The following is a 20,550-nucleotide window of genomic DNA, read 5'->3' on the forward strand; positions in this document are numbered from 1 at the left end:
AGCGGAGCGGCGGGCATGTCGATCTCGAGAATTGATCACATGGGAGAGGTCTGGCCCGACGTCTTTCCGGGGGCGGAGACGGCCGATTACGGGCAGTTCACCCTCAGCCCCGAGGGTCCCGTCGAAGTGCGCAGCTTCCAGAGTTTCACCCTCGTCTACACCGTCGGCGAATACGGCCTGGACGACACGGGCGCGATCAAGCTGGTGCAGCGGTGGACGGCCGACAACGGCGTGGTCCAATGCCATGACCCGGCGGCGCCCAACTACGTCACCGCGACGGCCTCGAACGGTGTGTCGCTGGAGTTGCACATCGAGCCCTATCCGCACCAGCGCCCCTGGTACAACGGCCTGCGGATCACCGTCGTGCGCGGCTATATGGAGCCTGGCGACACCATTACCATCGTGCTGGGCGACCGCTCCTGCGGGTCACCGGGCTACCGGCTGCAGACCTTCTCGGAAAGTTGCCTGGAGTTCCTTGTGCTCGTCGATGCCTGCGCCACGGGCGTGTTCCTGCCGCTTCCGTCGCGCGGGGTCGAAGTCGTACCGGCCGCGGTCGACCGCTGGGCGCTCGCGGCCCCGACCCTGCGGCGCCCGGGCGAACTGTTCGCCATCGGCATCCGACCGGAGGACCACTGGGGCAATGCGACCGGGTTCCACCCGACCCGGCTGAGGCTCCGCGCATCGGGGCCGATCGACGGCCTGCCTGCCGAAGTCGACTTTCCTGTTGGTCAGCGCGCCCTTCGGATCGAGGGGCTGTCGATCGCGGCCGAGGGGGTGACGCGTGTGGAACTCCTCTCTGCGGACGGCACCTGCCTTGCGCGCTCCAACCCGATCCTCGTCCGGCCCGGGGCGAAGGCGGCTTGGTGGGGCGACCTGCACGGGCAGAGCGGCGAGACCGTCGGCATCAACACGATCCGCGACTACTTTCGGTTCGCCCGCGATATCGCCTTTCTCGACGTGACCAGCCACCAGGCGAACGACTTCCAGATCACCAAGGGCTTCTGGGCCGAGATCAATGCGGTCAGCGCCGAATTCGACGCGCCCGGTCGGTTCACGGCCTTTCCGGGCTACGAATGGTCGGGGAATACGCCGCTCGGCGGAGATCACAACGTCTTCTTTCGCCACGAGGGCGAACAGATCCACCGCTCGAGCCATTCGCTGCTGAGGGACCGGTCGGATCTGTCCACCGACGCTCATACGGTGCGGGACCTCTTTGCGGCGCTGCACGGGCGAGACTGCGTGCTCTATGCCCATGTCGGCGGCCGCCCCGCGGACATTTCCCGCGGCGAGGATGCGCGGCTGCGAACCGCAGTCGAGGTGCATTCCGACTGGGGCACCTTCGAATGGATCCTGACCGATGCCTTCCGCCTGGGCTACCGCGTCGGCGTCGTCTGCAACAGCGACGTGCACAAGGGCGCGCCCGGTGCCGCCTATCCGGGGGCCTCGGAATTCGGGGCGGCCAGCGGTCTGACCTGCTTTCTGGCGGACGAGCTTTCGCGCGACGGCATCCTGGCCAGCATGAGGCGCCGGCACCATTTCGGCACCACCGGCTGCCGGGCCCATGTCGACGTGCAGGTTCACCTCGGGCCCGAGGGTCTTGTCCACCCCGAGGATCCACGCTGGTCCGACAGACCGGGCGAGGCTGCTGAGATTGCCGTAATGGGCGACATCGCCCGCAGTCCGGATCGAGCGCTCTGCGTCGATGTGGCGGTCCACTCTGACGCCCCGGTGCTGCGCATCGATGTGATGTGCCGCGACCGCCTGGTCGAGACCGTCCGGCCCTATGCGGCGGCGGACCTCGGTCGGCGTGTTCGCGTGGTCTGGGAGGGCGCCGAGTATCGCGGCCGCGGCCGACAGACCCGCTGGCAGGGCAGCCTGCGAACGAGCAAGGCGCGGATCGAGCGCATCGGCGCGATCAACAGCTGGAACCTCGAGCGCGCGACGCGCCACCATGATCACGGGACAGTGGACTTCGACACCGTCACCACCGGGAATTTCGGCGGCGTCGACCTGTGGCTCGACGATGCGCGGGCCGGATCGCTGATCATCGACACCGGCTTGGTCAAGGCCGACCTGCCCCTGGCCGAGATCGGGATCGAGGAGCGGGTCCTTGCGGCCGGCGGGCTGGAGCGCTGCCTGCGCGTCTCGCGGTTGCCGGAGACGCTAGAGGTCTGTGAGATGCATTGCAGCGTGACGGTTCCCGTCGCCGATGATGGCCGCGACAGCCCGATCTGGGTCCGCATTACCACCGAGGATGGCCACCGCATCTGGACGAGCCCGGTCTATATCGTCCCTGGTTGAGAGCGCCGGCGAGGCGGACGCGAGCGGATACGAGCCGGTCTGTCGCCGGGGCCGAACGGCTCGTGTCCGCAGACGTCGGCGCCTTGCCATGCATCTTGCCGAAGGCTAGCCGCGCGAGGAGCCCAAAGCCGCCCGGGCAAGATCGTCCGCCGGGACCCAGACAAGGCCCGGGCGATAGCGCGCGGCGATCCGCCCACCCTCGAGCGCAAGCAGGTGCAGCCAGCCGTTGTCGAACAGATCCCGCACTCCGGTGTGACGCGACAGGATCTCGGTCATGGCGGCCTGCGGTGCCTCGATCAGGACCGTGAGGCGAAGCGGTTCATGGGCCTGGCGCGCCCCGTCATGGACCATCTGCCAGGGCAGGCCGGGGCGCAGGATGCCGCCGTTGCCCTGCACCACCCCGATGCCGCCGACGACATTGTGGATCAGCTTGTTACCGCCTCCGAAAGCATCGGGCGCAACGGTCGAGCCGTAATATTGCAGGTTGATCCAGCTGGCGACGACGACCGGCGCCGTCAGGATCAGTTCCAGCGTGCCGAAATCCGTGTCGGCCTGCCAGTCATAGCTATGCAGGAAGGCACGGCCCTCGAGGTCGGCCGCCGCGGTGACCGCGCGCGGGGCCGCGACAAAAGCCGCACAGCCCACCAGTCCCCATTCCGGCCGCACCTCGGCCCAGTCGCGGGCGCGCGCCGCCAGCGTTGCCGCGGTCGCTCCCGGCAGGCGCAGCGCCCGTTCGGCCCGCGCTCGCCCTGCGGCGCGGGACAGCCAGTCTTTCGCCGCGGTCAGGTCGGCGCGATGGTCGGACACGGGTATGTCCTCGTAAAGCGTAACGGTATCGGTCGTGGTATCGTGAAGGCCCGCGACAAAGACCGTGTCGGCCGGCAGCTCGATGCCCTCCGCGGGCAGGCCCGCGCGCGTCTCGGGGTCGTTGAGCAGACTGGCGAGAAGCCTGGCTGAAACTTCGCCGGTCTGGCCGCCGCAGGCGCCGCAATGATAGGCACTTTCGTGCGGGTTGTTCGTCACCTGCCCGCCGTGACCGAGAAGCAGGACCAGCCGCGCATGGCCCGCGGTCATGCTCATGGCCCTCAGGATCGCCGCCCCCGTGGCCGCCTTGGCCTCGGGCGACAGCCTCCCCTCGATCCTCGGCATGGGCGCGGTTTCGGCCTTGCCCGACAGGCCAAGCGCGTCCTTCACCAGCTTTACGCCGTATAGCGGCCCCGCCGCCTCGACGAAGGCGAAGGACGAGACGGCAGCCTGCCGAAACCTGCCCCAGGCGCGCAAGGTGCGCGCCGCGATCCGCGTGGCCTCTTCCACCGCCGGGGCGGCGTGGCCGGTCGAGGTCAGGCTGGGGTTCAACAGCACCGGCAGATGCGCCGCGATTTCGTCCGTGCCATGGGCGCGGTGCGCGAGCGGCAGGCCGAAGAAACCTGCAAAGCCGATGGTGGTGATGCCGGGATCCAGCTCCTCGAGCGCACGGCGGAACACTTCGGACCGGACGTCGATGCAGAAGGCGGCCTGCAAGGCGGGACGACCCGCCCGCGCCTCGGGCCCGGTCAGTGCCGCGGCCAGGCGGCGCTGGTGGGCGCGCTCGGCCGCCTCTTGCAGGATCGCGTCGATCACCTGGTCCGGAGATGGCGCGACCGGGGCGGCGTGGGCGGCCAGCGTCTGGGCCCATGCTTCGGCAACCTGCGGCACATGGGCCAGCAGCGCTTCCTCCCAGATCAGCCTGATGGCGAGCAGCTCGATGATCGTTTCATCGCTACCGCCCTTCAGTTCCGCCTCCCACAGGAGCCAGCGCGCGTGCTGCGCCCAGCCACCGAGGCCCATGAGCAGCCGGTGAAAGGCCGTCGGCGCCGAGGCCTCGGTAATCCCCAGCCGTTCCACCGCGCGCAGGATCGCGCGCTCGGGCGTGTCAGGAGCGGTTGCGACATGGGCGCAAAAGCCCTGAAGGCCCGCGATCTCGGGCGTCAGGTCATGCGACGCCCAGGCCCGCCAGGCCCCGAAGGCTCCCTGGCCCGGCGCGGGCGTCCAGAGCGCTTGCCCGCGGTCGAAGCATCCCGCTGCCCAAAGGCCCAAGGTGCGCGCGATCATCGCGGGCCAATCGTCGCCCGTGGCGGCAGCGGCGAGGTCTGCCACGGTCGGCAATGCGGCAGGTGCCGGGGCGGTCGCTGCCAGCTTGGACTTGAGCAGGACGAGATCGGCGGGCTTCACCGGTGCATTGCAGGCAAGAAGCGCATCGGCCAGATCGCCGTCGGTGATCCGTCCCGCCGCAACCTCGGCCGCCAGCTCGGCCCGAGGCCGGGTGATCGCCACCCCGGCGACACGGGCAAGGCGGGCGGCGGCAGTGGCCAGGTCCTCACCCGTCTGACCGAGGAAAGGGTTGACCGCGACCGTGGCCGACAGCGGAAAGGCAGGTGGGATGGCGCGCGCGGCCGCTTCGGCGGCCTTCAAGAGGTCTGTGAACCGGGCGGGAGTGATGGCGATCGGCTCGACGAGCATGGGGCTCTCCACGGGGTCTGGGGATCAGGGTCAGAGGGCCTTCGGCGTCTTCAGGCCGCCAATGAGGCGGTCAAGCAGCGCATTCAGGTAGAGGCCGTTGGCCAGGTGCACGCGCAGCCCTGCGGCTGCCGGGTGATGCGCCCAGAGCGGGAACAGGGCTTGCGCCACCGCGACCAGCCCGAAGGACACGAGGGCGAGCACGATCAGCGCCCATTCCAGCGGCCCTGCTGCGGGAACGGCGGGCAAGCTGCCGCCCCACAGTGCGCCCGCGATCTGGTGGAAGGCGAAGTAGGCAACCGCCGCCGCGGCCGAGGCTGCCGCGGTCCGCTGCGTCAGCACGGCAGGCGCGGCGTCGGCCAGGCCCTGCGCCACGAGGTAGGCCACGCCGAAGACGAGGATCATGCCCAGCGCCAGTGACTGCGGCGACTTGGCGCCCGCAACCGCGGTGAAGCCCACCGCCACGACGCCATAGAGGACGACCGCGATGAGGAAGGCGCGGGCGACGGCGCCAAAGCCCGGCACGGCCACCGGCCCCGGCCGCCGCACCGACGCCACCGCCCGCACCGCGCCACCAGAGGATAAAAAGGCATGCGCCTTGTAGAGCGAGTGCGCCACGATGTGCAGCAGCGCCAGCGCCCAAAGGCCAAGACCGCACTGCAGCAGCATGAACCCCATTTGCGCCACGGTGGACCAGGCCAGCGCGGTCTTGACCGCCGACTGGGTCAGCATCACCAGCGCACCGAACAGCGCAGTGAACCCGCCGATCATCACCAGGGCCGCCATGGCGCCCGGGCTCGCCTGCACCAGTTCGGCCATGCGGATCAGCAGGAAGCCACCGGCGTTGACGATCCCGGCGTGCAGGAGCGCCGAAACGGGGGTTGGCGCTTCCATCACCTCGGTCAGCCAGCCGTGCAGCGGGAAGGCCGCTGTCTTGAGCGCTGCGGCCAGCACCAGGAGCGCCACCGCGCCCTGCGCGGCCATGGGCAGACCACGGCCCGCCGCTGTCGCGATGGCGGCGAGATCGGCCGTGCCGAAGGCCGACCAGAGCAGCACCGCAGCCAGGATCACCGCCACGACAGCCGCGCCCCAGACGAGGGCGAACTTCGTGGCCGCCCGCCGCGCCTCGGGCCGGTCCGGGTAAAAGAGCAAGAGTTGCCAGAGGCAAACACCCGTGGCCGCGAAGGCCGCTGCCAGCACCGCGAGGCTACCAGCCTGGACCAGCACCAGGGCCGCCGCAAGCGTCGCCAGCAAGAGCGCGTGGAACCGCCCCTCGCGTTCCTCGCCATCCAGGTAGCGGCGCGAATACCGCACGACGACCCAACCGACGAAGGCGACCAGCAAGCCCATCGTCACGCTGACGGGATCAAGCCGCAGCGCCAGAAGCCCCGGCCCCGACCCCAGTGCCAGGAGTGCGGGCCCGGCCAGGATCAGCCATGGCACCCCTGACGCCGCAAGGGCCAGCGTCGCGAGCGCCGCGCCTTCGACCACGGCCAGTATGGAAGCGGGACGGCGACCGGGACGCAGCGCGGCAAGGACGGAGGCGGCCAGGAGCGGCAGCGGGGCGAGCGACAAGGGATCCATCGTGTGGTCTCCGCAGCGTGATGAGATGCGGAGAGGTAGGTAGAGACTAGAAACCCTCCAGAAAAATACATATTATCTGAATGATCATTCGATAATATTGAACGATGGCACTGATCAACTTACATCACCTGCGCCTGTTCCGAGCTGTAGCCATCGACGAATCGCTGACCGCGGCGGCTCGGCGGCTGAACCTTTCGCAATCGGCGCTGTCCACTCAGATCCGTACGCTGGAACAGACGCTTGGCCACGACCTGTTCGAACGGCGCGGACGTACCATGGTGTTGACCGAGGCGGGCCGGATCGCGCTGGATCATGCCGAGGCGATCTTCCGCACGGCCGATGATCTGAGCGCGGTTCTGCGCGAGACCGGTCGCAGTCGGCAGGTTCTGAGGGTCGGCGCTCTGGCGACGCTCTCGCGAAACTTCCAGCTGCAATTCCTGCGCCCCATCATCGGTCGGCCCGATGTCGAGGTCGTACTGCGTTCAGGCAGTCAGGCCGAACTCTTGCGGGCACTCGAGGCAACCTCGCTCGACGTGCTGTTGACCAATCTCGCCCCCCCGCGCGATGCCGCAAGCCCCTGGTTGGTGCATCGATTGTCCGAGCAGCCGGTCAGCCTGATTGGCACACCCGCACGGATCGGGCCCGCACCGTGGCGGCTGGCCGACCTTCTCGCTCGCGAGCCGATCGTGCTGCCCACTCGGGAAACCGCGCTGCGCGATGCCTTCGACGCGCTGGCCAGCCGCCTCGGCGTGGTGCCCTCCATCGCCGCGGAGGTGGACGACATGGCCATGCTGCGACTTCTGGCGCGCGAGAACGCCGGGCTTGCCGTCATTCCCCCCATCGTCGTTCAGGACGAACTTGCCACGGGGCTTCTGGTCGAGGCCGTCAAACTTGACGGCATTGCCGAGTCCTTCATTGCGGTTACGCGCGACCGTCGCTTTCCCAATCCACTCTTGGCCTCCATCCTCGAGGCTGACGGGTGAAGGGCCAGCCCGCACCAGGTTCGGCAATCAACGGGGAATCGTCGTGACCGGACTTGCCGGGGCGTCGGCCCGGACTTGCTGGCCGACTGTCGTTGCCGAAGGGGCGACCCTGCCGGATTCGCCCGGCCACGCTCAGTCGAGAACCGGGCAGCCTCGAGGGCGACCTATCGACTAGCCCCCAGACGCGAGCCAGGGACACTGCAATGCGTCGAGGGGGAAATCGGCTTCCATCCCGTCCCCACAACGTACGCATTGTTACGACGTCACGAGGTCCACCTAGCAGACGACAACCGTCGCAAGCACAGACGGAAGGAAGGATCGCTGACCCGGTTCCGGGTATCGCGACGAGGGCTCACAAATCCCTGACCCTGTCCGCCCGCAGTGGACAGGACAGGTAGACGCCGAACTCGCGCCCGATATCGGCGCTCACCCGCGCATGGACGCGGCCCTGCCGGTCGAGGAAGCGTTGGCGATCCTCCGCCGGAAAGATGCCTTCGTGCCAGATGCCCGGATGGATGTAGAGCCCGCGCGTGCCGTCGCACCAGAAGGCAACGACCTTCTCGGGCGAGAGGTTGTCGCCGGGCATCGCCACCGGAACGATGAAGGGTCGGGCATCCAGCGGCCAGAACATCTGGCCACCGTCGGGGTGGTAGTTCATGTGCCATAGCAGCACCTGATCGCGCGGTGCGGTCGCCCGGTCACTGCGCGCCTTCTGCGGATCGGTCGACCAGCCGAGGACATAATGGCCCTTCACCGCCTCGTTGGTCCCGTACAGCACGTCGCCCTGCCACTCGGCCGAGAACACGCCCTCGACCCAGCCGCCCTCATCGCCGGTGCCGTCGTCGACCGGGCGCCAGCCTTGCTGCGGCCAGCGCACGATCTCAATCTCGAAACCCTCCGGGTTGTCGACGAGGCAGCCGTAGCCCTTCACGCTCGCCTCGGTGGCCCGGATCAGCGGCACCTCGTGCCAGGGCAGCGAGGGCTTCGTTGCAGCCTCGAAGATGTACTCGGGTGAACTCACGGTTGCCGCCCCCAGTGCTTGTCGACCATCCGCTGCACCATTGGTGCGAAATGCCGGAAGTCGGGTGTGTCCATGTCGGGGCGCTTGCCGGCTTCGTCGAGGTAGCGCACCGCGATGATCTGCTCGAGGTTGGGATTCTTCTCGAACTCGGCCACCTCCTCGGGGCTCATCGGGCCGCCTTGCAAGCTCAGCGAATGGATCGAGGCCTCGGAGAGGCGGCTGAAATAATCGGGCCGTGTGGCGCAGAGATAGCGCTTGGCCGCAACGTGGTAGCGGCAGCAATCGGTGATGACGGGGGGGAAGAAGCGCTCCAGCACCGCGGCGCCGGCATCCTCGTGGTGGCGGTCCTCGGTGTCGCCCATCGTGAAGGTGCCGAATTCGCTGGTGAAATGTCCGATGTCATGCAGGAGTGCGCCGACGATGATCTCTTCGGGTTGGCCGCTCCGCTCGGCGATGGTCGCGCCCTGCAGCATGTGCTGACCCATGGTCACCGGCTCACCGAGGTATTCCTCCCCGCCGCGACGCTCGAAGATCGAGGCGAGGAAGTCGACGATGGTATCGGGGCCGAGGCTGTCGACATCGGGTTTCATTCCGCCGCCTCCAGTCTGCCGCCGCGCGTCAGGGCGGCATGGGCCGAACGCAGGCCATCCTTGTCGGCGTAACAGCCCTGCAGCCAGCGCTTCCCCTCGCCGGAAAAGCCCTTGCGCGCGTGCAGCACGCGGGTGTTGTCGACCACGAAGGCTTCGCCCGGGTTCAGCCGGAACGTGACCTCCATCGCGGTGTCGTCGATGATCTCGCCCAGCCGGCGATAGGCGGCGTAGTAGTCCGGCATCCTGTCGAAGGGGACATCCGTCACGGCCGCGAATGACCGGTTGTTGAAGCGGATGCCGATCAGTTCTCCATCCGGTGCCAATTCGATGATCGGACGCCGCGAGGTCAGGCAGACCCCCGCCTCTCCCGCGTATTCGAACCGAGCGCAATGATCGGCCAGCACGTCGAACCAGTCCGCATTCTCCTGGCGCAAGCGAAGCGCCGCGGCGAAGCCGTCGACCACCATGTTCTCGCCGCCTGCCGCCGAACTTTCGAGGCAGTAGAGCACTTGGACCGTCGGAACGGGGTCCCGATAGGGGTTGTCGGTATGGGCCTGGAGCCCGAGGCCCGTGTAGGCGAGGTTCGTCGGGTTCACCTCGGTGCGAACCTCGAAGTGCCGCCCATAGTTCGTCTCGCGCACGTAGCCGAAGAGATCGACGACCCGGAACAATGCCCCGGATTCGATCGGACCGTTCACCACCTTGGCGAACCCGTAGCGGACGATATGGCCAAGCCATGCGTACAACTCGGCGCCGCCGCGTTGCAGCTCGGCGAAGTCGCCGCAGGGCACGTTTCGCATCAGGCTCGCGTCCCACCGCTCGGTCCCCGCGGGTAGCCAGCCCCGTGACCTTGACGCCGGACGGTCGTAGGCATTCGCCTCGAGCCAAGCAGCGTCATAGGTCACGGTCTTGTTCTCGGGAACGAAGCGGACCTGGACAATCCCTTCGGCGTTGATCTCGGCTGCTGCAATGCGGGTCTCGGCGGGGATGTCACGCAAGGCTATGAGACGCTGACCATTCCCCGGCGCGCGCGTTTCGGCATCCTGCGCATTGTCCCGGAGCCAGATCGCGTGGAATCGATGGAGGCCGGCGGCGGTTTCGAGCCTGAGGACGTTGCCGGATGGTTCGACGGAAACGGAGAGCACGAGAGGACCCACTGTAGCGTTTCGATTGACGCCGACCCTCGCAAGCTCGATACTAAAACGCAAATGAATAATATCCTCTCTGAGACGCCGTTTCGCTTATGGATAGGCGCCAGCTCCCACCGCTCGATTGGGTTCGTGCCTTCGAGGCCGCGGCGCGACTCGGCAGCTTTACCGCAGCGTCCCATGAGCTCGGCCTGACGCAGGCCGCCGTCAGCCAAAGGATCGCGCAGCTCGAGCGGCACCTCGGCGCCGCGCTCTTCCATCGCCGGGCTCGCGCCGTCACACTGACGGTCGAGGGAGAAGCTTGGGTGCCGCATGTGCGCGTCGCCCTCGAGGGATTGCGCGACAGCACCGAGGCGGTCTTTGGAACCAGTCGCGATCGACTGACCATTTCGGCCAGCCAATCCGTGATCGATTTGTGGCTTCTGCCGCGGCTCGACCGTCTGCAAGCCCTCATGAAGGCGGAAATCTCGATCCAGACGCTCGTCGTTGGCGCCCATGATGCCCCGCAAGACGACGTGATCCGCATCCGCTACGGCACGGGCGACTGGCCGCACCCCTATCGCGCACGGCTCTACGCCGAGGAGATTGTCCCCGTGGCGGCTCCCGACCTTGCGGCACAAGCGGAGGCCTGGACGACCCTGCCGCGCATAGCTTGCGCCGGTCCACGCCCAGGTTGGACCTCCTGGGCCTCGGAATTCGGGCTTGCGACCACGCCTGTGCCGCAGTTGCGCTTCGATACCCATGTCTCGGCTCTCGGGGCGGCGAGGGCCGGCCTCGGCGTCTTCCTTGCCTCTCTGCCCCTGTGCATGGACGCCCTGGAGGCGGGAACACTGATCCGCCTCGACCCGAAATCGCTTCGTCATCACGAAAGCTACTGGATGCTCGCGGGACAGAAAGCGCTCTCGCGCAGCCAGTGGCAAACGATGCTCGAGATCACCGAGCACCATTGGCCGAACCGCCGGGCTCCATCTTGCGCAGGCAATTCGTCGACGCGGATGGCTGGAAAACCGCTCTGATCGGCAGGAACGCCCATCCGCCTTGAGGCTCGCGCTGGGCGAGTTGTTGCAGATGGCGGAAATGGGGGCTCTTCGGCGTGGTGGAGGTCGTGCCTGCCAGGCGGCAGCGTCCAGAGGGCAGTGTCAGAATGATTCCGCAGCCGGGTGCCGGGTGATTTGCAGGCCCCCGGACCCAACGTTCGAACACCGCACCGGCAGTTCGACACCGATCGCATCCGGTAGGGATGGCGGAGAGGAGGGGTCGGAAGACTTCCTTCTCCACTTTAACCAATTGTTTTAAAACGATTTAGTGGTTCAGCGCAGCTTCGCGGCCAGCACGGCATTCGAAATTGCCGCCAGATACTGTATGCTGTGGTTGGTCGATTGTTCCAGATCTGCCGCTGCAGTGGATGAGATCGTCAGGCGCCCCTCTGCGTCGCGCTCGACCCAGCCCTTCTCCAGCAGCACTCGTACCTTGCGCCTGACGGTTTCGCGCGGGATACCTGAGTAGTCGGCAACCGATTGGATGTTGATCGGGACCTGGAGGTGCTCTTCGCCCTGGCGGCGCGTTATCTGGCGGTAGCTGATCGGCTCGGGTTGCCAAGCATCAGGCCGCGTTCTGTCTCCGATCACGGCCAGAACAAGCATCAGGTCGAGGTCACCATCGAAGGCTTTCCGCAGTTGGATCAGCAGCGTGCTGAAACTGGACAGGTGTACCGGCCAGAGGCTCGTGAACGCCTTGCGTACGAACTCTGAAGCGTCGTCATCTGGTTGTGCCATGTGGGTTCCTGGGCCTCGTTGACGGACCTGGTGCGCCGCCCATTTTGGGCGGCGATCCGATTGTTGGCCAGTAGATTCGGACTAGTGTTTCGAGAGAGTGCTTGAATGCGATCGCGCGCTGCTGTTCGCACACGAAACGCTACTTGGATGGATACATGGCAAGATGGTTGGGACGGCCAGGCTTTGGCCTGACGAGGAGAGTAACGGGCTTCGCGGCATCGGCATCCATCCTGCTCGCGTATCCGTCTCTGGCGCAGGAACAAACCACGATCATCGATCGTGACGGCCTGACCCTTCGCTGGCACTTGCAGGCCGGTCTGAACCTGGTCAGCGAGCAGAACCTGTTCTGGGACCTGGCGGCCACGACCGCACCGGGGAGCGGTTTCGACCCCGACACCAACTGGCTGGAAGCGTATATCAAGCCGGGCCTGAGCTTTGACTACCAGCTTGGATCGGGCGATGTGCTTTACGGCAAGCTGTCGGCCGTGTCGTCCTATACCTTGGGCACCGATGCCTTCGACACGGGCGATATAGGGGCGACGACGCTTGAAGAGGCCCATCTTGGGATCCGTGGTGAACTCGGTGACGGGGCTTCCTACGATGTCTCGCTCGGCGCGCGCGAACTGACGCTCGGGACCGGCATGCTGATTGCGAATGGCGCAACGAGTGGCTTCGAGCGCGGAGCATTGAAGCTTGGCCCGCGCAAGGCCTGGGAGATGGCCGCCATCGGGCGGCTGACCTTCGGCGAACTCACTGGAACGGCCTTCTACATCGACCCGAACGAATTGCCTGCCAATGACGGCAGAAACGAACTTGCTGGGATCGACCTGCGGCTTGATTCCCCGCGAGGCGGATATCTGGGGGCAACCTATGTGGACGTGCTGAACTCGGACTCGCCTTATCCACAGGCGGGCGCCGAAGGCGCGCCGCCAAGCGTGATCCCGGGCGCGCGCGAAGGGACCCGGACGCTGAACCTTTACGGAAAAACGAACCCCTTTGAGGGCGTGTTGGAGAACTGGACGTTCACGGCCGATTTAGCTTTGCAGCAGAATGACCGCATCGACCTCGAGGCCTGGGCCGGTCGGGTCACTGCGGGCTATGCTTTTTCGGTTTTGCCATGGACCCCTAGCCTGACCGTTGGCTACCAGACGTTCTCCGGCGACGATCCCGACACCGCAACACTCGAACGTTTCGATCCCTTGTACTATCAGGGCAGCCCGAGTGCCTGGGCCACGGGTTCGAAGTCCGCTTCTACGTTCATCAACTCCAACGTGAACGCCCTGACGCTTACCCTGCAAGCGAAGCCGAGCCGGCAGGACACCATCACCCTGCGCTACGCGCATATTCGCGCGAACGAGTTGAACAGCCCGATCCAGTTCGGTCAGGCCACACGCATCGACGCGTCGGGGAACCTGGTGACTGGCGTGACCTTTGGGCATCTGGCTGACGACATCTTCATCGAGTACAGCCGCATCATCAATCGGAATACGTTCTTGACGGCAGGCGTCTCGGTCTCGTTTCCCGGGGAAGGAATCGACAATGTCATCGGCAGGGATGCATCCCCATGGACAGGAGGGTTCGTCAATGTCGTCATCAATTTCTAGGGTCGTCACGATTGCGGCGGGGCTTATTATCTCGACCGGCGTAGCAACGGGAGCGTTCGCCCAGACCGCCACGCTGTCTGCTCGAGAGTCCGATCCCGGCGTCATGGGCTGGATGCAGGGCTTTCCGCCACCCGAGGACAGGATCATCACCCAGCCGGACTCGGTCTATTTCAGCTTTCCTAGACTGCGCTGGTCGGTTTGCCACCTGCGGGAATTCCTGCCAACCGAGGAGATAAGCCGCGGCGAGCCAGCGAGTCGTCTCGAAAGTATCCCGATAAGTCAGGAACGGGCTGATCCAGTTCGACGACTCGCCCCAGAGACCCTTTATATCGAGGATCACATTGTCGGAGAGCTGAAACTCCGCGAAGGGGCCGGCCATCCATCCCTTGCCATCGATGCTGTAGCCGAGTGCGCTCGAAGACTCGCTTGTCTTGTCGAACTGGGCGATCACGCCGACCAGCAACCACGGCCGCAACAGGTAGTCGGCGCCCACACGCAGGAGACCGAAGCTGCCGTCGGACTTTTGACCATCGATTCCGTGGTCGTAGTAGGTATATTTGCCCTCCACCCATACGTCGAAACCAGGTCGCGGCTCGGTACTGCCACCGTCGTGAATATCCAAGGATGCATGGTCCGACGTCGCCCCCAGCCGCGCGATACTGTCTTTCCGGCGGCTCGCCGAAGTCGATTGGATGCGCGAGAGGCTCGTTGCGAATTCGAAACTGCCCTGCTCGTCGTTGCCACCTCCACCGAGCATCATCGCGCCGCTGCTATTGCGAAATGGACCGCCTGTCCCGTTGGCCCTGCGGTCCACGAGCCTTGGACGTCCGGTCTCGCTGGCGAGCAGGTCGCCGCGTCTGGTCAAGAAGTTGCCGATGATGGAACGCGTGCGGTTGCCCAGCTCGGAATTGGTGAAGGTGCACGTCCCGCCAGCACCCGCGGCCACTGTGATCCTGGCCGTTCCGCCTGCCTCGACGTTGGACGAAGTGAGGCCGGCTCCCGTGCATATCACGCTGGTGAGCGACCAACCCGCAGGCAGATTTTCCGTGAATTCATAGGTGCCAGGACTGAGGTTTGACAGGGTGGAACCAGCCGTCGAAACTGGGGTGCCGGTTGCGGTCGTGGTCAGCGAGAAACCTGAGATCGCCGTTGGCCCGGTCACCGAGAATGCGAAAGTTCCCGTTCCATTCGCCGTTTGCTTGGCAATGGTCAAGGAGCCTGTCGTAGGTGGAACGAAATTGACCGTCACAGGCGGCGACGAGACCACTATCGGGCACTCGCCACAACTATTGCCAGTAGCCGTAGCCACGTTTGTCACAGAGCCATTGGTGATGTCTGCTGCGGTTATCGTGTAGCTGGCAGTGCAGGTAATGACGGCATTGACCGGGACCAAATTCGTAGGACAATTCACCACCCCGATCTGGTCGTCGAGCAAGACCGTCAGGGTGCCGTTGCCGCCGCCGCCGTTCCTCAACACATAGGTGTAGGTGATCGTTTGACCGACCGATGTGTACGTTGTCGGTTGCGCGGTCTTTTGCAGGGACCAATCCTGGGCCACAGCCGGACTCGTCCACGCGAACGACGCCAGCATCATCACCAGCGCGGTCACATGGCCAATGACTGACCGTAGGAAAATTCCGATCGGGCGCAACGTCGCAGCTCCACTCCAGGCGACGCCATGAGGAAATGTCCACGAGCCTTCAACTCTTCGAACTCCTAGAGCGCTAGATCAACCAGCCGCAACTTGCGACCCTTGGAGTGGAACCATGTGGACACATTGCACCCTATGTGACTGAATCGCTATGGTTCTTCAAGTCGCTCGGTGTTGAGTGACAAGTGTTCGCCGCTCCGTCGGCCCCAGATCGGTCATCGGACCGACGAGGATCAAGAATTCGCCGTAGTCATTGAACCACAGTCACGGGACGATGGTGTGCTTTGTCTCTAGCTGATCTTAAGACAGCCTGGAGGACCTGAGGATCGCCGCCTGAGTCGAACGAAACGACCTCCAGTGTGTCCACGCGGTTCAACTCATGACAGGATGGCCGACTTGAACGCCCTTACCGGTTCAGCGCGTTGATGTAGGCGATGATGGCGTCGATCTGTTCGTCCTGGAGCGAAAAATTCGGCATGACATCGTGCGGAGCGGCGATCCCACGCGACAATGGCTCCCTTAGGGAGAGTACGGGGTAGCGGTCCGACAAGGCGCGGAAGGCGGGCGCCTTGGCATTTGGGCTCGTGTCTGCCTTGTCCACTGCATGACAGGGGCTGCAATTGGTCCGAGCGAGATCTTTTCCCTTGGCAATGAGCGCGCTGTTGAGCTCGCCGTACGGACTCTCCCCTCCGGCTTTGAGCCGTTGCAGCCCATCCGATGCGCCCGTCAGGCTCCCATCAAGCAGCAACGCGCGACTGAAATCCGCAATAGCCTCCGTACGCTGGCCAAGCGCCTCGTAGACGTAGCCGCGGTTATTGTATGCGAGGGCGTAAGCAGGATTGAGCGTGATCGCGGCAGTGTATTCCTCGATCGCGCGTTGGTTATCGCCTGTCTTGCGATAGGCGAGCCCCAGATGATTATGCGCAGTGGCGCTCTTGGGGTTGAGGTTGACGGCTGCGGCAAAGTCCTGGACGGCCTGATCGGAGCGTTCCTTGACGAGCCAGGCATAGCCGCGTCCGATGTGGAGCCGAGCCCGCGCCAACTGCCCGTCTGTCAGCTCGATCGCACGAGTGAAATCCTCGACCGCACGGTCGAGCATGTTGCTTGTGATATATGCACGGGCGCGCCCGGCAAGCGACTGAGCATCGCTCGGGTTGAAGCCAAGAGCCGCGCTGTAATCTGCAATGGCTTGATCCGTAGCACCCGCACTGAGCCGGGCATCCCCGCGATTGCGATAGGCGATGGCTTTGTCGGCGCTCGTGGCGTCGGCCGCCTCGATCACCTGGCTGCAGGAGTTGAGCCGGACGGCGGGATCACGGTTGCTCTTGCAGTCATCGAGCACGGCAGCGCTCGCCCCGGTGGCAGCGAGCATCAAGAGACTGGTAGCGACAGCCTGTCTGAGCATAGTGGCCCCCGTTTCCTAACCACATCAGGATCGTCACGCTTACCCAGGGAGAACGGAATGACGCTGTGTGACGTGCGACAGGATAAGCCTCCTGCCCCCCAACCGGCAAAGGCGCACGGCACATGGACACCGAACATTCGGTGGATAACGCGGCTTCTCCACGACGCTCGATGAAAGGCTGCCAAGCTCCCAGCGGGTAGTTCGGGACGAATGTTGGTTCGCGGTCAGCCTCGTTGCCAGCGGGAGGGTGGCCCTTGGAGCCGCCGGAACGAGCGCGGGCGATCACGCGTCAAGCCCGGGCATGAAGAGACGGTGGACGCAACCTGCGCACCGCCGCACCCCTGCCGAAGAACTGGGATCACGATTGGAAAGCCCCCGGCGCGCGCGACGCTTACATGGTCATCTGCCTTCGCCCGACGAGCGGGACGACGTCGGACCGCCCGGTTCACCGGCCGACGACGACGGCGCCGAGAGCGAGCACGATGGCATAGACGATGGGAATGGTCAGCACGTCGAGTAGCGCCCCGGCTCGCAGCATCTGCCTGCTGCTGACACCCCCCGTGCCGTAGACGATCGCATTCGGAGGCGTTGCCACCGGAAGCATGAAGCCGAGCGAGGCCGCCAGGCCGATCGGCAGCACCAACTCGGCCGGTCCAACACCGAGCCCTGCCGCGACCGAGCCGGCGACTGGAAGAAAAATTGCGGCAACGGCAGTGTTGCTCGCAAGCTCGCCCAGGTAGACGATGACCACCATGGCAAGCAGCACGATCGCGGCGGTCGGAAGGAAATCCAGTCTCGAGACGCCGTCACCGATCGCCTGGGACAGGCCGCTCGACTGCATTGCCGCCGCCAGCGCGAGGCCGCCGCCGAAGAGCACCAGCACGTCCCAACGGATCGTCAGCGCCTGCTGCCAATCGAGAAGCCTGCGGCCCGCCCCGCCCGGCGCCGGGACAGCTAGGAGGATCAGTGCCGCGGCCACCACGATTCCGGCGTCGCTGAGGGGCGCCTGCGGCAGCAGGCTTGCCGCGAGCGGTTGCAGCACGAGGGCGAGCCCGGTCAGCAATGCGACGGCGGCGGTCAGACGCGCACCGGGCTCGAGCGGTGCTTCGAACTCGCCGCTGCCTGCCGAGCGCGGCTCCGGCAAATCTGCAGCCTCCACCTGGAACACGATGCGGGTCAGGACCAGCCATGTCAGCGGCAGCAGAACGGCGACGATCGGCAAGCCGAGCGCCATCCAGGCCGCGAATCCGATCTCGATGCCATGCACGGAGGCCATGTAGGCGGCAAGCAGCGCATTGGGTGGGGTGCCGATCAGGGTCGCCATGCCACCGATGGTGGCCGAGAAGGCGACTCCCAGCATCAGCGCCGCGGAAAAATCCGAGGGCTCGCCCGGCCCCTCGGTGCTGCGGGCCGTTGCCGCGATCGACAACGCGATCGGCAGCATGACCATGGCGGTGGCGGTATTGCTGATCCACATGCTGAGGAATGCGGTCGCCACCATCAGCGAGCCGATCAGGCCCGCCGGTCCCGATGGCCCGTAGCGAACGATGGTCAGCGCAAGGCGCCTGTGAAGGCCCCAGCCTTCGAGTGCTTTGGCAACGAGAAAACCGCCGAGGAATAGGAACACCAGCGGATGGGCATAGGCGCGAGCCACCTCTTCGCTGGCCTGCACACCCATGATTGGCAGCAGCACGACCGGCACGAGCGCGGTGGCTGCGAGCGGCAGCGCCTCGGTCATCCACCAGATGATCATGAGCACGGCGACGGCGGCGACCGCCCATGCCGGCTCCTGCAAACCGGCCGGTGGGGGCAGCAGAACCATCGCCAGAAAGACCGAGGGGCCCGCGACGAGGCCGTACCGGCCACGCGAGGCCGGCTCGTCCGTCGCCTCCCCCATGCGGTTTCCACCTGTCGCCATCGCCGACCCTCCCGAGCAGCTCGCTGCCTAAGACAGCCTTGCAACTTGGGCCAAAGGCAGCCGCGGGCAAATGATCGAGCGCAAATGGCGTGCCGATGATAGCAAGTAAAAGATCGGATCGAGGAAGCGGAAAGCGGAGGTGACGATGGCCGCGAGCGGGCGCGTGACGGTCCTTAAACAGTCGCTCGGTCGCTGGTTCGAGGTGACCATCCTCGATGTCGGCCGCCAGTTCCGCTGGTCGTTCTTGCCACCGCTGATGGTCTACTTCGCTGCTGGCTTCAGTGGCCTGACCGCGATCGTCGGAACATTCTTCGTCAAGGACTATCTGGAGCTTTCGGCGGCTTTCCTCGCGGGGCTCGCCTTCTGGGCCGGCCTGCCCTGGACTTTGAAGATGCCGGTCGGCCACCTGGTCGACGTCTTGTGGCGCTGGAAGGCGTTACTCGTCCATCTTGGCGCCGGTCTCATCGCCGCCTCGCTGCTGATCATGTACGGGCTGGTCGCCCGACCCGAGGCGATGGCCACGGTCATGAGCGCGGAGGCCTGGTTCGTCGTCAGCGTGCTGCTCGCCCCGTGCGGCTACGTCGTCCAGGATGCCGTTGCCGACGCCATGTCGGTGGAGGCGGTACCGAAGGTCGAGGCCGACGGCACCCCGCTCACCGAGCGCCAAGCCAAGGCGATGCACACGACCATGCAGACGCTCGGCCGCTTTGCGCTCATCAGTGGTCTCGTCTCGGTCGCGCTCCTCAACATCATCATGTTCGCCGGCGTCGAGGAGATGAGCGAGGGCGAGAGGATCGACGTCTATGCGCGCATCTATCTGCTGGCGCTGGCCATCCCGCTGGTGTCGGTCAGCGGTGTGGTCCTGGCGGCCTTTCTGCGTCGCCGCCAGCGCCGCCGTCTCGTCGCCCTTGGCCTCGAGCGCGGTGCGATCGAGCGCGCCCTGGGCGAAACCGGATCTGCGGCCGAGCCGAGTGCCTGGTATCTCGGCGGCGGCCTGGCCTTCGTCGTTCTGGCGCTCGCCATCGGCCTGACAGAGGTGCCGTTGTCTCAGGAAATCGTGCTCACGGGCTCGCTGGCGATCGTGCTGGTTCTGATGCGGCGGCTGCTGCGCGAGCTCGATCCGGCGCGGGCGCGGGCACTGGTCGGCACCGCGGTGATCATCTTCGTCTTCCGCGCCGTGCCGCTTCCAGGCCCTGGAGCGACCTGGTTCGAGATCGATGAGCTGGGCTTCGATCAGAGCTTCCTTTCGGTGCTGTCGCTGATCGCCTCGGTGCTCACGCTCGCCGGCATGCTCTTGCTGAGGCCGTTGATGGCGTCGCGGTCGATCGCCTACATCGTCGTGCTGCTGACCGTGGCGGGGGGTCTGCTGGCGCTGCCCAATATCGGGCTCTATTACGGCCTCCATCACTGGACCGCGGCCAATACCGGCGGCATCGTCGATGCACGCTTCATCGCCGTCATCGACACCGCGGTCGAATCCCCGCTCGGCCAGATCGCCATGATCCCGATGCTGGCCTGGATCGCACGCAATGCGCCCGATCACCTGAAGGCCACCTTCTTTGCGGTGATGGCCTCCTTCACAAACCTCGCCCTATCGACGTCGAGCCTGCTCACCCGCTATCTGAACGAGATGCTCGTCGTTAGCCGCGAAGTGCGTGACCGCGCGAGCGGAGTGGTCCAAACGCCAGCCGACTATTCCGATCTCGGCGCTCTGTTGACCACCGTCGCGGTGATCTCTGTGGTGGCGCCGCTCCTCACGATCCTGCTCGTGCAGAGTTCACGGCTTCGCACCAGCGAGTAGGCTTGCCGGTGGCCGGGCTATCAGGAGGGGTGGTTACAACCCAATCGAGCACCGAGAACTGGACGAGCCCGTGGAGGATCCGCAGCGCCTCGTTGTGGGTGACGTGCTTATGGGCCTGCCCAGCGAGAATCTAGGCAAGCAGCAGATGGGGCGTGGCATCGGACATGGGGCGACCCACGGAACGAGAGGGTGACGGTCCTTTCCACGCCCGACCCAACGCGGGCGGAGAGCTTGTGGATTTGCCACGCGAGGCGGGCGCCGGGGCAAGCCTCG

13 protein-coding genes and 2 pseudogenes are annotated in these 20,550 nt (G+C 65.7%); 6 read left to right on the forward strand and 9 right to left on the reverse strand.

Annotated elements, in window-relative coordinates:
- The first annotated feature begins 15 nt into the window (after nt 1-15).
- On the forward strand, nt 16-2,301 hold the full coding sequence (locus tag GC150_17070) for a DUF3604 domain-containing protein (protein MBI1386621.1): 2,286 nt from the start codon (nt 16-18) through the stop codon (nt 2,299-2,301).
- Between the two features lie 105 nt (nt 2,302-2,406).
- Here GC150_17070 and GC150_17075 read toward each other — a convergent pair whose 3' ends face one another.
- Together GC150_17075 and GC150_17080 are read right to left on the reverse strand one after the other, a co-directional pair.
- A complete protein-coding gene (locus GC150_17075) occupies nt 2,407-4,800 on the reverse strand; it encodes a DUF2309 family protein (GenBank protein ID MBI1386622.1) in 2,394 nt (797 codons plus the stop codon).
- A gap of 30 nt (nt 4,801-4,830) precedes the next feature.
- Nucleotides 4,831-6,381: an oxidoreductase gene (locus GC150_17080; GenBank protein MBI1386623.1), complete on the reverse strand. Its 1,551-nt coding sequence runs from the start codon at nt 6,379-6,381 to the stop codon at nt 4,831-4,833.
- A 104-nt stretch (nt 6,382-6,485) separates the two neighbouring features.
- Here GC150_17080 and GC150_17085 point away from each other — a divergent pair, with 104 nt between their 5' ends.
- On the forward strand, nt 6,486-7,364 hold the full coding sequence (locus tag GC150_17085; protein MBI1386624.1) for a LysR family transcriptional regulator: 879 nt from the start codon (nt 6,486-6,488) through the stop codon (nt 7,362-7,364).
- Nucleotides 7,365-7,716: 352 nt separating this feature from the next.
- On the opposite strand, the gene GC150_17090 is transcribed toward GC150_17085, so the two are convergent.
- The 3 genes from GC150_17090 to GC150_17100 are packed head-to-tail and all read right to left on the reverse strand — an operon-like array spanning nt 7,717 to nt 10,120.
- Nucleotides 7,717-8,385, reverse strand: a complete 669-nt coding sequence (locus GC150_17090) for an ureidoglycolate hydrolase (protein MBI1386625.1) — start codon at nt 8,383-8,385, stop codon at nt 7,717-7,719.
- Nucleotides 8,382-8,975, reverse strand: coding sequence for an HD domain-containing protein (locus GC150_17095; protein ID MBI1386626.1), 594 nt, complete (start codon nt 8,973-8,975; stop codon nt 8,382-8,384). Before GC150_17095 ends, GC150_17090 begins: the two co-directional genes overlap by 4 nt.
- Nucleotides 8,972-10,120, reverse strand: a complete 1,149-nt coding sequence (locus GC150_17100) for a DUF971 domain-containing protein (GenBank protein ID MBI1386627.1) — start codon at nt 10,118-10,120, stop codon at nt 8,972-8,974. Before GC150_17100 ends, GC150_17095 begins: the two co-directional genes overlap by 4 nt.
- 98 nt (nt 10,121-10,218) lie before the next feature.
- Between GC150_17100 and GC150_17105 the strand changes: the two genes are divergently transcribed.
- Entirely contained in the window at nt 10,219-11,139 is a 921-nt protein-coding gene (locus tag GC150_17105) for a LysR family transcriptional regulator (protein ID MBI1386628.1), read from the forward strand.
- 294 nt (nt 11,140-11,433) lie between these two features.
- Here GC150_17105 and GC150_17110 read toward each other — a convergent pair whose 3' ends face one another.
- Entirely contained in the window at nt 11,434-11,898 is a 465-nt protein-coding gene (locus GC150_17110) for a hypothetical protein (protein MBI1386629.1), read from the reverse strand.
- A 155-nt stretch (nt 11,899-12,053) separates the two neighbouring features.
- Here GC150_17110 and GC150_17115 point away from each other — a divergent pair, with 155 nt between their 5' ends.
- Both GC150_17115 and GC150_17120 read left to right on the forward strand, forming a co-directional pair.
- Nucleotides 12,054-13,502 (forward strand): hypothetical protein, encoded by a 1,449-nt coding sequence (locus tag GC150_17115; protein ID MBI1386630.1) that lies wholly within the window; start codon nt 12,054-12,056, stop codon nt 13,500-13,502.
- A 103-nt stretch (nt 13,503-13,605) separates the two neighbouring features.
- A pseudogene (locus GC150_17120) lies at nt 13,606-13,746 on the forward strand (6-aminohexanoate hydrolase).
- Between the two features lie 1,813 nt (nt 13,747-15,559).
- Here the strand turns inward: GC150_17120 and GC150_17125 are convergent.
- Nucleotides 15,560-16,558: a tetratricopeptide repeat protein gene (locus tag GC150_17125; protein ID MBI1386631.1), complete on the reverse strand. Its 999-nt coding sequence runs from the start codon at nt 16,556-16,558 to the stop codon at nt 15,560-15,562.
- A gap of 445 nt (nt 16,559-17,003) precedes the next feature.
- Entirely contained in the window at nt 17,004-18,455 is a 1,452-nt protein-coding gene (locus GC150_17130) for a DASS family sodium-coupled anion symporter (protein ID MBI1386632.1), read from the reverse strand.
- 166 nt (nt 18,456-18,621) lie between these two features.
- Between GC150_17130 and GC150_17135 the strand changes: the two genes are divergently transcribed.
- On the forward strand, nt 18,622-20,277 hold the full coding sequence (locus GC150_17135) for a hypothetical protein (protein MBI1386633.1): 1,656 nt from the start codon (nt 18,622-18,624) through the stop codon (nt 20,275-20,277).
- On the opposite strand, the pseudogene GC150_17140 reads toward GC150_17135, so the two are convergent.
- A pseudogene (locus tag GC150_17140) lies at nt 20,231-20,443 on the reverse strand (DUF2793 domain-containing protein). The gene GC150_17135 and the pseudogene GC150_17140 sit on opposite strands and share 47 nt — an antisense overlap.
- Nucleotides 20,444-20,550: the final 107 nt, after the last annotated feature.

It is taken from the genome of Hyphomicrobiales bacterium (assembly GCA_016125495.1).
Classification (GTDB): domain Bacteria; phylum Pseudomonadota; class Alphaproteobacteria; order Rhizobiales; family RI-29; genus RI-29.